Annotated in this window: 13 protein-coding genes; 6 read left to right on the plus strand and 7 right to left on the minus strand. The window is 68.9% G+C overall.

Translation table 11 applies throughout. The features are described 5' to 3' along the window. Positions 1 to 48 precede the first annotated feature (48 nt). Together ABIE41_RS17175 and ABIE41_RS17180 are read right to left on the minus strand one after the other, a co-directional pair. Positions 49 to 1,329, minus strand: coding sequence for a UxaA family hydrolase (locus ABIE41_RS17175; RefSeq protein WP_192641521.1), 1,281 nt, complete (start codon positions 1,327 to 1,329; stop codon positions 49 to 51). 76 nt (positions 1,330 to 1,405) lie between these two features. Further along, on the minus strand, positions 1,406 to 1,693 hold the full coding sequence (locus ABIE41_RS17180) for a UxaA family hydrolase (RefSeq protein ID WP_069055092.1): 288 nt from the start codon (positions 1,691 to 1,693) through the stop codon (positions 1,406 to 1,408). Between the two features lie 83 nt (positions 1,694 to 1,776). On the opposite strand from ABIE41_RS17180, the gene ABIE41_RS17185 reads away from it, so the two are divergent. The 3 genes from ABIE41_RS17185 (at position 1,777) to ruvX (ending at position 4,174) form a co-directional block, all read left to right on the plus strand. Further along, the gene (locus tag ABIE41_RS17185; protein WP_192641522.1) at positions 1,777 to 2,541 is read left to right on the plus strand and encodes a GntR family transcriptional regulator; all 765 of its coding nucleotides are present in this window, start codon (positions 1,777 to 1,779) and stop codon (positions 2,539 to 2,541) included. 74 nt (positions 2,542 to 2,615) lie between these two features. Continuing rightward, entirely contained in the window at positions 2,616 to 3,593 is a 978-nt protein-coding gene (locus tag ABIE41_RS17190; RefSeq protein WP_192641523.1) for a tripartite tricarboxylate transporter substrate-binding protein, read from the plus strand. 74 nt (positions 3,594 to 3,667) lie between these two features. Continuing rightward, the gene (ruvX, locus tag ABIE41_RS17195; protein ID WP_192641524.1) at positions 3,668 to 4,174 is read left to right on the plus strand and encodes a Holliday junction resolvase RuvX; all 507 of its coding nucleotides are present in this window, start codon (positions 3,668 to 3,670) and stop codon (positions 4,172 to 4,174) included. Positions 4,175 to 4,248: 74 nt separating this feature from the next. On the opposite strand, the gene ABIE41_RS17200 is transcribed toward ruvX, so the two are convergent. Further along, on the minus strand, positions 4,249 to 4,629 hold the full coding sequence (locus tag ABIE41_RS17200) for a hypothetical protein (protein ID WP_192641525.1): 381 nt from the start codon (positions 4,627 to 4,629) through the stop codon (positions 4,249 to 4,251). A 287-nt stretch (positions 4,630 to 4,916) separates the two neighbouring features. On the opposite strand from ABIE41_RS17200, the gene ABIE41_RS17205 reads away from it, so the two are divergent. Both ABIE41_RS17205 and ABIE41_RS17210 read left to right on the plus strand, forming a co-directional pair. After that, complete coding sequence (locus tag ABIE41_RS17205) at positions 4,917 to 5,831, plus strand: AEC family transporter (protein WP_192641526.1); 915 nt, start codon at positions 4,917 to 4,919, stop codon at positions 5,829 to 5,831. 118 nt (positions 5,832 to 5,949) lie between these two features. After that, positions 5,950 to 6,246, plus strand: coding sequence for a hypothetical protein (locus tag ABIE41_RS17210; protein WP_192641527.1), 297 nt, complete (start codon positions 5,950 to 5,952; stop codon positions 6,244 to 6,246). Positions 6,247 to 6,306: 60 nt separating this feature from the next. Here the strand turns inward: ABIE41_RS17210 and dprA are convergent, their stop codons facing one another. From dprA to ABIE41_RS17230, 4 genes are read right to left on the minus strand one after another with little or no spacing between them, the layout of a single operon-like run. Further along, positions 6,307 to 7,515, minus strand: a complete 1,209-nt coding sequence (gene dprA, locus ABIE41_RS17215; protein ID WP_192642837.1) for a DNA-processing protein DprA — start codon at positions 7,513 to 7,515, stop codon at positions 6,307 to 6,309. Between the two features lie 16 nt (positions 7,516 to 7,531). After that, complete coding sequence (plsY, locus tag ABIE41_RS17220) at positions 7,532 to 8,155, minus strand: glycerol-3-phosphate 1-O-acyltransferase PlsY (RefSeq protein ID WP_354192615.1); 624 nt, start codon at positions 8,153 to 8,155, stop codon at positions 7,532 to 7,534. A 33-nt stretch (positions 8,156 to 8,188) separates the two neighbouring features. Continuing rightward, on the minus strand, positions 8,189 to 9,490 hold the full coding sequence (pyrC, locus tag ABIE41_RS17225) for a dihydroorotase (protein WP_192641528.1): 1,302 nt from the start codon (positions 9,488 to 9,490) through the stop codon (positions 8,189 to 8,191). A gap of 16 nt (positions 9,491 to 9,506) precedes the next feature. Next, on the minus strand, positions 9,507 to 10,451 hold the full coding sequence (locus ABIE41_RS17230) for an aspartate carbamoyltransferase catalytic subunit (protein ID WP_192641529.1): 945 nt from the start codon (positions 10,449 to 10,451) through the stop codon (positions 9,507 to 9,509). A gap of 157 nt (positions 10,452 to 10,608) precedes the next feature. Here ABIE41_RS17230 and ABIE41_RS17235 point away from each other — a divergent pair, with 157 nt between their 5' ends. Next, positions 10,609 to 11,736, plus strand: coding sequence for a serine hydrolase domain-containing protein (locus ABIE41_RS17235; protein WP_192641530.1), 1,128 nt, complete (start codon positions 10,609 to 10,611; stop codon positions 11,734 to 11,736). Positions 11,737 to 11,941: the final 205 nt, after the last annotated feature.

Below are 11,941 nucleotides of genomic sequence, written 5' to 3' on the forward strand. Positions count from 1 at the left end.
ATGGGAGTGCCGGGGCGGAGCGTGGCCGCCCCGGCTGTTAGCAGTCGCTCAGGCCGAGCGGTAGAGCTTGGTCATCGAGAATTCGCGGTGCCCCAATGCTTCCGCTGCAGTCAGGCGGCCATTGGCGGTGCGCACGATGTTCTCGATCAGGGCGTCGCCGGCCTGCGGGATCGTCATGTCGCGGCGCAGGATGCCGGAGACGTCGACGTCGATATGCTCCGGCATGGTGCGCATCGTCTTGGGGTTGCCGGTGATCTTGATGACCGGGACGATCGGGTTGCCGATGACGTTGCCCTGGCCGGTCGGGAAGGTGTGCACGACATAGCCGCCCGCCGCCATCAGGGTCACGCATTCGGCCGCGGCCGAGGAGGTGTCCATGTAGTAGAGGCCCGGCCCCTTGGTCGGCGCCTGCGCCGGCTCGAGGATGTCGATGTATTTGCACTCCCGGCCGATCTTCTCGAGGTTGCCGAGCGCCTTCTCCTCGATCGTGGTCAGGCCGCCGGCGATGTTGCCCTTGGTCGGCTGCGAATCGGAGAGATCGTCGGTCTTGTGGGCCTCGATCACGTCGTCCTGATAGGCCTTCCACATCTTGTACCAGCGTTCGCCCACCTCGGGCGTCGCCGCGCGGGCCTTGCAGAGATGCTCGGCGCCGGTGATCTCGGAGGTCTCGCCGAAGACGCCGTAGACGCCGCGCGGAATCCACTTGTCGTACATGTTGCCGACGGTCGGGCAGGAGGAGAGGCCCGTCGTGGTGTCGGATTCACCGCATTTGGTCGAGACCCAAAGCTCCTCAATGCCGCACTTCACGCGCTGCAGCTCGGTCGCCCACTGGACGAATTCCTTGGCGACATAGGAGGCACGGGCGATCGTCGAGATGTCGCCATGGCCCTCGATGCCGAAGCCGACGACGGGCTTGCCGGTGGCGGCGATGCCATCGACGACGCGCTTGGTCCAGCCGTCCTCGATGCCGATGACGACCACGGCGGCGACGTTCGGGTTGGAGCCCGTGCCGATCAGGGTGCGGAAATGGAGCTCCAGATCCTCACCGAACTGCAGGCGGCCATAGGCGTGCGGGATCGCCAGCGTGCCCTTGACGTTGTTGGCGACGGCCTCGCAGGCGGCGTTGGAGAGATCGTCGAGCGGCAGCAGCAGCACGTGATTACGCACGCCGACGCGGCCGTTCTCGCGGCGCCAGCCGAAGAACGAGTCGAGGTTGCGGCCGGTCGGGCGGCGGACGACGGGGGTCTTGAACTCGGGAGCCTCGATCTTGCGACCCTTGATGCGGGCGAGCTTGCCTTTGACGAGATCGAAGTTGGCGACGATCGACATGGACGTTTCCTCTTTTGGCTAAGCGGGCTCGACCCTGATGGGAGCCCTTGGCGGCACGGTCAGACGGGCGAGGCGCTCACCAGCGCTTGGTCTTGGCGTTGTGGACGTGGAGATGCTCGCCCTGCTTCACGTCGGCGCGGGCCTGGCCGATGTCCTGGCCGTATTTCCAGATCGTCTCGCCCTTCTTGATGTCCTTGAGCGCGACCTTGTGACCGATCGGGATGTCCATCTTCGCGGTCAGGCGGAAGTCGGAATTGTCGTGCGTGATCACGCACAGCATGTCGGTGCCGGCCTTCAGGCCTTCGACGACGACGACGCCGACGGTGTCCTTCTTCTCATGGACCAGGAGGTGGGGCTTGCTCATCGGGGTTTCCTCGCTGCGATCGTCTCCCGGCCCGCTCCAATTCAGGACTCGACCGGCTGCATGACAAGTCTTATATAAGACATATGACCGAGCACAAGCGCGAAATCGCGCATCCCCCCGAACCGGCCGGCAGCGCCGAAATTCTCGGCTTCCGGCCGCTCTACCGGCAGGTGAAGGACCATTTCGTGCGCCGACTCGTCGATGGCGTGTGGGCGCCGGGAACGGCGTTGCCGAGCGAGGGGCAGCTTGCGGCCGAACTCGGCGTGAGCCAGGGCACTGTCCGAAAGGCGCTCGACGAACTTGCCGCCGAGAACCTGCTGGTGCGCCGCCAGGGGCGCGGCACCTTCGTTGCCGAGCATGACGAGCAGCGCATCCTGTTCCAGTTCTTCAAGCTGGTGCCGGACGATGGCGTGGCGCAGTTCCCCGACAGCACGGTTCTGGCGACCGAGAGTGCCGAGGCCGACGATGCGGAGCGCGCCGCGCTGGCGCTCGAGGCGGGAGAGACGGTGCTGCGCATCCGGCGCATCCGCTCGCTCGGCGGCAAGCCGCAGGTCCTCGAGACCGTCAGCCTGCCTGAGCGCCGCTTCCCAGGCCTCGCCGACGGGCCCATTCCGAACAATCTCTACAGCCTGTTCGCCACGCGCTACGGCGTGACGGTGGCCCATGCCCGCGAGCGGCTGAAGGCGGTCGCGCTCTCGCCCGACGAGGCGCGCCGCCTCGGAGCCGCAGCCGGCACGCCCGCGCTCTCGATCGACCGCATCGCGCTGTCGCTGGAGGGCGTCCCCGTCGAGCGACGTCTCAGCCTGTGTCTGACCGAGGAGGCTCACTACCAGTCCGATCTGCGCTGACGCGTTCGCGGTCCCTGAACTTTCCCAAAAGCCGCCAAAGAGCGGCCGTTCAACACGACCCATGGAGGATACGCATGAGCATGACCAAAAGGGCGGCCCTGGCCGCGTTGCTGTCACTGGGGCTGGCTGCGCCGGCGCTGGCGCAGAGCTTTCCGACCAAGCCGATCACGGTGATCGTGTCCTTCGCGGCCGGTGGTCCGAGCGACGTGATCGCGCGGCTGCTGGGCGAGCAGATGAGCAAGACGCTCGGCCAGCCGGTCGTGGTCGAGAACGTCGCGGGAGCGGGCGGCACGGCGGGCGCCAAGCGCGCGGCCGCGGCCGAGCCGGACGGGCACACCATCCTGATCCACCATCTCGCGCTCGCCGCGGCGCCGGCGCTCTACGCCAATCTCGGCTACGACACGAAGACCGCCTTTGCGCCGATCGGGCTGGTCAACACCGGTCCGATGGTGATCGCCAGCAAGCTCGCTTTGCCACCGACGGACGCGAAGTCCTTCTTCCCCTACATCAAGGAGAATGCCGAGAAGCTGACGGTGGCGCATGCCGGCGTCGGCTCGAACTCGCATCTTTGCGCCGTGCTGATGTCCCAGCAGCTCGGGGCCAAGTTCAATCAGGTCGCCTATCGCGGTACGGGACCGGCGATGAACGACCTGGTGGGCGGCCAGATCGACATCCTCTGCGACCAGTCGACCTCTGCGATCCCGCAGATCACCGGCAAGAGCATCCGCGCCTATGCCGTGACCTCGACGCAGCGGCTCGACGTTCTCCCCGATGTCCCGACCATGGCGGAAGCGGGCGCCAAGCTCGACATGACGATCTGGCACGGTCTCTACGCGCCGAAGGGGACTCCCGCCCCGGTTCTGGACAAGCTCAACGCGGCGCTGCGGACGGCGCTGAAGGAGCCGGCCGTGGTCGAGAAGTTCAAGGCCTTCGGCACCAGCACCTTCCCCGAGAGCGAGATGAGCCGCGACGCGCATGCCAGGCTCTTCGCGGCCGAAGTCGACAAATGGGCGACGTCTCTCGCGGCGGCCGGCGTCAAGCCGCAGGGCTGAGGCGATCGCGCCCGTGCCCCCTTCCGCAGGCTGTGCCGCTCGCCTCGCGCGGCGGCACATGCTAGGGGCCGGCGATGTCCAGCAATGTCGTGACGCTCGAAGCCTTCGCCGCCCTGCCCGACCATGCAAGGCTGCTCGGGCTCGACCTAGGTACCAAGACGATCGGGCTGGCGCTCTCCGACGTGGAGCGCCGGATCGCGACGCCGCTGGAAACGATCAAGCGGATCAAGTTCACGCAGGACGCCGCCGTGCTGTTGCAGATCGCGGCGAAATACGGCGTCGCCGGGCTGGTCGTCGGCCTGCCGCTCAACATGGACGGGACCGAGGGCCCGCGCGTGCAGTCGACGCGAGCCTTCGTGCGCCATCTGGTTCCGCTGACGTCGCTGCCGATCCTGTTCTGGGACGAGCGGATGTCGACGCTGGCGGTCACGCGCACGCTGCTCGATGCAGACGCCTCGCGCGCCAAGCGGGCAGCCGTGGTCGACAAGATGGCGGCGGCCTACATCCTCCAGGGGGCGCTCGACCGGCTCACCCGGATCGAGAACGCGGCCGCAGACGAGGCCGATCCCGACCAGCCCTGACGGGCCCCCTCACCGGGCACGAAAAAGCCCGCGCGTTTGACCGCGCGGGCTTGCGAATCGATCTCCGTCGACGCTCAGCGATGGTCGCGGAAGTCGTAGGCCGGACGGCCATAATAGCCGCGGTAGACCGGCGCGGGAGCGTAGACGGGCCCCGGCGCGTAGTAGCCGTCGTCATAATAGGGCTCGGCATAGGCCCTGCTCTGCGAGGCGATCACCGCCGCGCCGAGAAGTCCGAGTCCGACACCGGCGGCGATGCCTGCGCCGCGGTTGCCGCGGTGCCAGCCGCCGCGATAGCCGCGGTAGCGATACTGGCTGTATTCGGCCTGAGCCTTGTCCAGCCGTGCCGGATCGACGCTCGCGGGCGCTCCAGCGGCCATGGCCGGCGCGACGAGGCCGGCGGATACGACGCTCAGCGAGGCGAGCGCGACGATGGCGGTCTTCCTCAGCGACATCATGATGAATCTCCTGTCTGCGGGGACGCCCCCGACTTGCGGGAACTCTCGTCCCCGGCGGTTGAATGCGGCGTGAACCGATCGCGGCCGGATTGCGGCAGACGCAACGCCACCTCGGGGCTGCGCCATTGCTCCACGCCGGCGGCCATGAAATGGGAAGCGGGTCCTCCGCTCCGGATGCCATGGCCGTCTGCTCTCACAACGGCTGACGGGCGCGCCGGTTCCCCTTGGGCATCCATCCCGACCGCCTCGCCGCCGGCGACCCTGCCCCTCCTCCGCCCACTGAAACCATGCTGACCAGCCTGATCGCCGTCTTTCTCGTCATCGCCACCGGCTGGTTCCTGAAGGCCCGCGGAATCGTCGCACCGAGCCATTGGCTTGGCGTCGAGCGGCTGACCTATCAGGTCCTGTTCCCATCGGTCGTGATCCACACCCTCGCCGTCGCCGATCTCAGTCGCCTGCCCGTGCTGGCGATGGGGCTGAGCCTCGTCCTGGCCATCCTGATCGTGGCCGGAGCACTGCTGCTGGCCCGCCCGCTCCTGGCGCGCGCCGGGGTCGATGGGCCGGCCTTCACCTCGATCTTCCAGGGCTCCGTGCGCTGGAACACCTTCGTCGCGCTCGCGCTGGCCGCCGGCCTGCAGGGCCGCGACGGCACCACGCTGATGGCGATCGCGGTCGCCGCGATGATCCCGCTGCTCAACGTGATGTGCGTGCTCGTTCTGTCGCGCTTCGCCCATGGCCGGCCGATGGGCGCGATGGCGACGGTCCGCTCAATCGCCTTCAACCCCTTCATCTGGTCGTCCGTGGTCGGCCTCGTGCTCAACCAGTGCCAGTGGATGCTGCCGGCCGCGATCGTGAGCTATCTCGACGTGATGGGCCGGGCCGCGCTTGGCGTCGGGCTGCTGGCGGTCGGTGCCGGGCTCGATCTGCGCAGCCTCGCGCGGCCCCGCACCGCCCATCTCGTAGCGGTGACCACCAAGCTCGTGGTGATGCCGCTGCTGGCCTGGACCATCGCCCGCCATCTCGGGCTGAGCGGCCCTGCCCTGACGATGACGGTGGTCGCGGCGGCGGTCCCGACCGCGACGGCGGCCTATTTCCTCGCCCGTGATCTCGGCGGCGATGCGCCGCTGATGGCCGAGATCACGACGTTGCAGACGCTGCTCGCGCTGGCGACGCTGCCGCTGGCGGTTCTTTTCCTCGGCTGACCGCGCCAAGTGCTTGAGATTGTCCTACAATACTCGCTATGATTGCATCACGTCGCACCGGTGGGGGCGCGGCGCCAATCGCCGGGTTCAGCCCGGCTCGAGCGGGGATGCGTCGGGGATGAGGAGCAAGGGACAGTCCGGGGGCTTGCCGGAGTTGGGTGCGGCGTCGGAACAGGACGAGGGCGAGACCGGGACCAAGCAGCAAAACCTGCCCGCAGCGGTGCTGAAAAGCCCGCCCCCACGCGCCGCGCAATCGGAAGTGGCCGACTATATCGAGGTTCTCGTCGCCGAAATGCGGCATATGGCCCAGACGGCCCATCTCGAGAGCCTCGCCTATTTCCTCGAGATGGCGCGGCTGGAAGCGGCCATCCAGGCCCGCCGCCTGGGCTGTTGCGGGCCGGAGCGGACAGGCTGAGCCGCGGCGCGGCCTCCGAACGCATCTCTACCTGAGGTTGTATTCCGCGGCCGATGGCCGTCAGTCCTCGACGCGCGACAGCGCCCCTCCGGGGTGGCGGCGGATCGCACCGTCCAGTTCGAGATCGAGCACGGTGCGGCTGACATCGCGGGCCGAACAGCCGCTCGCCCGCACCAGATCGTCCAGCGACACCGGGGCCGCCCCCAGCAGGGCGAGGAGGCGCGGGCGAATGCCCTCGCTGTGCTCGGTCGTGCTCGCGGGATCCGGCGTCACCGCCGCGGGCTCCGGCCAGAGCGCCAGCGGTGCCGGCTCGATGCCAGGCAGATCGAGTTCGTCCCAAAGGGGCTGCGTCTGCGTCTCACCCGCGCCCTCATGCATCGCGGGCGGAGGCTGGAGAAGCGCGCCGTCCGTCCCGATGAGGGGCGCCAGTGCCTCGACGACATGGGCGGCCTCGGCGCAGAGCGTCGCGCCCTCGCGGATCAGGTGATTGCCGCCCTCGGCGCGAGGATCGAGCGGCGAGCCGGGGACGGCGAAGACGATCCGCCCCTGCTCGTTGGCGAAGCGGGCGGTGATCAGCGAGCCGGATTTGCGGACGGCCTCGACCACGACCGTGCCCAGCGACAGCCCCGAGACGAGGCGGTTGCGCCGCGGAAAGTCGCGCCCCCGGGGCGCGAGGCCGAGCGGCATCTCGCTGATCGCGGCGCCGTCCGCCAGGAGGCGCTGCAGCAGCGGGATGTTCTGCGGCGGATAGACCTCGTCCAGCCCGCCGGCGAGTACCGCGACCGTGCCCGTACCGAAGCTGGCTTCGTGAGCGGCCGTGTCGATCCCGCGTGCGAGGCCGGAGACGACGACGAAGCCCGCTTCGCCCAGGTCACGCGCGAGACGCGCGGTGAATTTCAGCCCGGCGGCGGAGGCATTGCGCGAGCCGACGATGGCGACGCAAGGGCGCAGCAGCACCTCGGCCCGCCCAAGAACGGCGATCAGCGGTGGGGCGGTGTCGATCGCCTGCAGCGCGGGCGGATAGGCGGCCTCGCCCAGGGCGAGGAGGCGGGCTCCACGCCGGCGCAGCCCCTCCATCTCGCGCTCGGCCTCCGCGAGCGTGCAGATTCGAAGCGTACGGCCGGCCTGGCGCGCGAGATCGGGCAGCGCCTCGATGGCGGCCGCGGCCCCGCCGAAGCGGTTCATCAGCGAGCGGAAGGTGCGCGGGCCGACGCTTTCGCTGCGGATCAGCCGCAGCCAGTCGAGACGCTGGCGATCGCTGAGGACGATGCCAGCCATGGGGGCCTCAGCCCTTCTGCCCGATCTTGCCCTCGCTCCCGGCGAGGAGGCGAGCAATGTTCGCCCGGTGCATGAACCAGAGCAACAGGGTGAGCACGGCCATCAGTGCCGCCGCCTTGGCGTCGCGCACCCAGAACAACAACAGCAGCGGCGTCAGCAGGCTCGCAATCAGGGCCGACAGCGAGGAATAGCGCGTGAGATAGGCGATGCTGAGCCAGAGCGCGGCGAAGATCAGGGCGATCGAGCCCTTCAGCGCGATCAGGATGCCGAGGAAGGTGGCGACGCCCTTGCCGCCCTTGAAGCGCAGCCACACCGGGAAGAGGTGGCCTAGAAAGGCGCCAAGCCCCGCCACCAGCCCTGCCTCGCGCCCGCCGAGCAGGGCGGCGGCGAGCAGCACGGCCGCCGTGCCCTTGAGCATGTCACCGAGCAGGGTAAGCGCCGCCAGCTTCTTGTTGCCGGTGCGCAGGACGTTGGTCGCGCCGATATTGCCCGAACCGATGCTGCGCAGATCGGGCCCGCCGCTCAGGCCGGTCAGGATGATGCCGAAGGGAATCGAGCCGAGCAGATAGCCGAGCACCAGCGCAGCGGCGCCAGCCGAGCCGGACAGGCTCCAGTTCATCACGTCGCTCATGCCGCCTCTTTCGTCACCGGTCGGAACTCTAGCCTACCCCGCCGGCGCCTCATAGACCACGCGGCCGCCGACCAGGGTCGCCTGGACGATGCCTTCCAGCCGCGCCTCGTCGAAGGGCGAGTTCTTGGCGCGCGACTTGAGCTTGCGCTTGTCGACGACATAGGGCGCATCGACGTCGAGCAGCATCAGGTCGGCGGGTGCACCGGGCGCGAGCCGGCCGCAGCGCAGGCCCAGCAGGTCGGCCGGCTTGGTCGACAGCGCCGCCAGCAGGTCCGGCAAGGCGATCTGGCCCGCCTGCACCAGGCGCAGCGAGGCCGAAAGCAGCGTCTCGATGCCGAGCGCGCCGTCCGCGGCCTCGGCGAAGGGTTGGCGCTTGGTCTCGACATCCTGCGGATCATGATCGGATACGACGACGTCGATGACGCCCTCGGCCAGCGCGGCGACCAGGGCCAGCCGCTCCTGTTCGTCGCGCAGGGGCGGCGAAACCTTGCAGAAGGTGCGGTAGTCGCCGACGTCGTTCTCGTTCAGCGTCAGGTTGTTGATCGAGGCGCCGCAGGTGACGCGCAGGCCTTCGGCCTTCGCCCGGCGGATGAGTTCGACCGAATCCGAGCAGGAGATCATCGCGGCGTGGTAGCGCCCGCCGGTCGCCCGGGCGAGGCGCAGATCGCGCTCCAGCATCACCGTCTCGGCCTCGCGCGGGATGCCCGGAAGGCCCTTGCGGCTGGCGAACTCGCCCTCGGCCATCACGCCGGCGCCGCGCAGATCGGGATCCTCGACATGGTTCATGATCAGCGCGTCGAAATCGCGAGCATAGATCAGGGCGCGGCGCATGATCTGCGGATTGCGCAGGGCCTTGGCGCCATCGCCGAAAGCGACCGCGCCGGCCTCCAGCAGCAGGCCGATCTCAGTGATCTCCTTGCCGTGCAGGCCCTTGGTCAGAGCGGCGCAGGGCAGGACGTTGACGATCGCCTTGTCGCGGGCGCGGCGCTTGATGAAGTCGATGATGGCGGGGTCGTCGATCGGCGGGTCGGTGTCGGGCCGGCAGACCACGGTGGTGACGCCGCCGGCCGCTGCAGCCTGAGAACCCGTCCCCAGCGTCTCGCGGAACTCGGCGCCCGGCTCACCGAGGAAGGCGCGCAGATCGACGAGGCCCGGCGCGACGACCAACCCGCGCGCGTCGATGCGGCGGGTGCCTTCGGCGGTCGCGGGGGCTGGCCCCCACTCGACCGACGCGATGACACCATCGCGCAGCAGCAGCGAGCCACGCCCGTCGCGGCCTGTGGCGGGGTCGACGAGGCGCGCATCGAGGATCGCGACGTCCTGAAGTTCGGCCATGCCCGTTTCCACTCGCTCAGATGTTGGGCAGATGCTGCGCCAGCGCGTCGAGCACGGCCATCCGCACCGCGACACCCATCTCGACCTGCTCGCGGATCAGCGACTGGGCGCCGTCGGCGACCTCGGAGGAAATCTCGACGCCACGGTTCATCGGGCCCGGATGCATGACGAGCGCGTCGGGCTGTGCCCGCTGCAGCTTCTCCCGGTCGAGGCCGAAGTAACGGAAATACTCCTTCGAGGACGGCACGAAGGCGCCATGCATGCGCTCGAGCTGGAGGCGCAGCATCATCACGATGTCAGCGCCTTCCAGGCCCTTGTTCATGTCGGTGAAGACCTCGACGCCCATGCGCTCGATGCCGGCGGGCAGAAGCGTCGAGGGGGCGATCAGGCGCACCTTGGCGCCGAGCGCATTGAGCAGGATGATGTTCGAGCGGGCGACGCGCGAGTGCAGGATGTCGCCGCAGATCGCCACCGTCAGCCCCATGATCCGCCCCTTGTTGCGGCGGATGGTCAGGGCGTCGAGCAGGGCCTGGGTCGGGTGCTCATGGGCGCCGTCGCCGGCATTCACCACCGAGCAGCCGACCTTGCGGGCCAGCAGATGGACCGCGCCCGCCGCATGATGGCGCACGACGATGATGTCGGGCCGCATCGCGTTCAGGGTCGCGGCGGTGTCGATCAGCGTCTCGCCCTTCTTCACCGAGGAGGACGCGACCGACATGTTCATGACGTCGGCGCCCAGCCGCTTGCCGGCCAGCTCGAAGGAGGCCTGCGTCCGGGTCGAGGGCTCGAAGAACAGGTTGATCTGGGTGCGGCCGCGCAGGGTCGCCGTCTTCTTCTCGACCTGGCGGGAGAGCGCGACATAGGCGTCGGCCCGGTCGAGCAGCGCCTCGATGTCCAAATGGGACAACCCCTCGATCCCGAGGAGATGCCGGTGCGGATAGAGCGGGGCTGGCGATGTCATTTGAAGAGGGGTGTTTAGGCGCGAGTCGGGCGGGGCGCAAGCGCGCGATGGCGCTCTCCCGCATGCGGTCTGCCCGCTGGTGGCGCGAGACGAAGGACGCTACGCCTTCGGGTCTGGCGGCGCTGCCGCCCCCTGCCCGCGCCGAGGAGCCCGCCCGATGTCCCCCTCCGCCGTTCCCGCCGCCCATGGCTCGACCTGGAGCACGATCGCGCCGGCCGAGGCCGGGTTCGACGAAGCCAAACTGGCAGCCGCAGTCGCCTTCGCGCAGGCCCATGAGAGCCCCTGGCCGAAGAGCCTGTTCTACCCCGATGGAAGTTATGTCGGGAATCGCGAATGGAACGAAAGCGGGCCATGGACCGAGATCGTCGGCCCCGTGCGCGAGCGCGGCGGGCCGGCCGGCCTCGTGCTGAAGGGCAGGCGCATCGTCGCCGAATGGGGCGACACCACCCGCACCGACATGACCTTCTCGATCGCCAAGAGCTATCTGTCCGTGCTGGCGGGGCTCGCCGTACAGGACGGGCTGATCGCCGATCTCGACGAGCCGGTGGGCCACAGCCTGCCCGGCCCGTTCTTCGCAAGCACCCACAACGCCAAGATCACCTGGCGGCACCTGCTGCAGCAGTCGAGCGAGTGGCAGGGCGAGATCTTCGACAAGTCCGACCAGGTCGACCACAACCGCCAGGTCGGCCCCAGCGCCGACAACAGCCGCAAGGGCCAGAAGCGGCAGCTGCATGCGCCCGGCAGCTTCTACGAATACAACGACGTGCGGGTGAACCTGCTCGGCTGGTGCCTGCTGCAACGCTTCCGCAAGCCGCTGCCCGAGGTGCTGCGCGAGCGCATCATGGACCCGATCGGCGCTTCATCCGAGTGGGAGTGGCAGGGCTACGAGAATTCCTTCGTCGAGATCGACGGGCAGCGCATGCAGTCCGTGCCGGGCGGCGGCCATTGGGGCGGCGGCCTGTTCATCGGCGCGCGCGACCATGCCCGCTTTGGCCTGCTGATGGCACGGGGCGGCGAATGGGGCGGCCGCAGCCTGCTCTCGGCCGACTGGATTGCGCAGATGGTCGCGCCCTCCCCGACCCTGGCGAATTACGGCTTCCTGTGGTGGCTGAACCGCGGCCCCACGGCCCGGCCGGCTCTCCCTGCCAGCGCCTACTGGGCGCTGGGCGCAGGCACCAACATCATCCTTGTCGACCCCGAGAACGATCTCGTCGCGGTGCTGCGCTGGATCGACGGAGCGTCGTTCGACGCCTTCCTGGGCCACCTCTATGGCGCGATGGCCTGAAGGGGCTCGATCAGGCCCGACCCGCGACCTTGATCGCTGCCGATGCAAGCCCATCTGACAGCGAGGTCCGGGGCCTTGTGCCCAAAACGCCGCCGAACGTCGCAATCCGCATTCGGCGTTTGACACGGCCTCCCGCCTGAACCACTTTCGCGCGCAATTCCGAACGCCCTAGTCCGTTGCCGGTCGCGAGGTCGCCTTTCAGGCC

Origin of the sequence: Bosea sp. OAE506 (genome assembly GCF_040546595.1) — a bacterium.
In the GTDB taxonomy this organism is placed as follows: domain Bacteria; phylum Pseudomonadota; class Alphaproteobacteria; order Rhizobiales; family Beijerinckiaceae; genus Allobosea.

Coding starts and splice junctions, on each gene's coding strand:
- ruvX (WP_192641524.1), top strand. CDS start 3,668: ATGTCCAGCAATGTCGTGACGCTCGAAGCCTTCGCCGCCCTGCCCGAC.
- ABIE41_RS17200 (WP_192641525.1), bottom strand. CDS start 4,629: ATGATGTCGCTGAGGAAGACCGCCATCGTCGCGCTCGCCTCGCTGAGC.
- ABIE41_RS17175 (WP_192641521.1), bottom strand. CDS start 1,329: ATGTCGATCGTCGCCAACTTCGATCTCGTCAAAGGCAAGCTCGCCCGC.
- plsY (WP_354192615.1), bottom strand. CDS start 8,155: ATGAGCGACGTGATGAACTGGAGCCTGTCCGGCTCGGCTGGCGCCGCT.
- ABIE41_RS17210 (WP_192641527.1), top strand. CDS start 5,950: ATGAGGAGCAAGGGACAGTCCGGGGGCTTGCCGGAGTTGGGTGCGGCG.
- ABIE41_RS17205 (WP_192641526.1), top strand. CDS start 4,917: ATGCTGACCAGCCTGATCGCCGTCTTTCTCGTCATCGCCACCGGCTGG.
- ABIE41_RS17190 (WP_192641523.1), top strand. CDS start 2,616: ATGAGCATGACCAAAAGGGCGGCCCTGGCCGCGTTGCTGTCACTGGGG.
- ABIE41_RS17230 (WP_192641529.1), bottom strand. CDS start 10,451: ATGACATCGCCAGCCCCGCTCTATCCGCACCGGCATCTCCTCGGGATC.
- ABIE41_RS17185 (WP_192641522.1), top strand. CDS start 1,777: ATGACCGAGCACAAGCGCGAAATCGCGCATCCCCCCGAACCGGCCGGC.
- ABIE41_RS17180 (WP_069055092.1), bottom strand. CDS start 1,693: ATGAGCAAGCCCCACCTCCTGGTCCATGAGAAGAAGGACACCGTCGGC.
- pyrC (WP_192641528.1), bottom strand. CDS start 9,490: ATGGCCGAACTTCAGGACGTCGCGATCCTCGATGCGCGCCTCGTCGAC.
- ABIE41_RS17235 (WP_192641530.1), top strand. CDS start 10,609: ATGTCCCCCTCCGCCGTTCCCGCCGCCCATGGCTCGACCTGGAGCACG.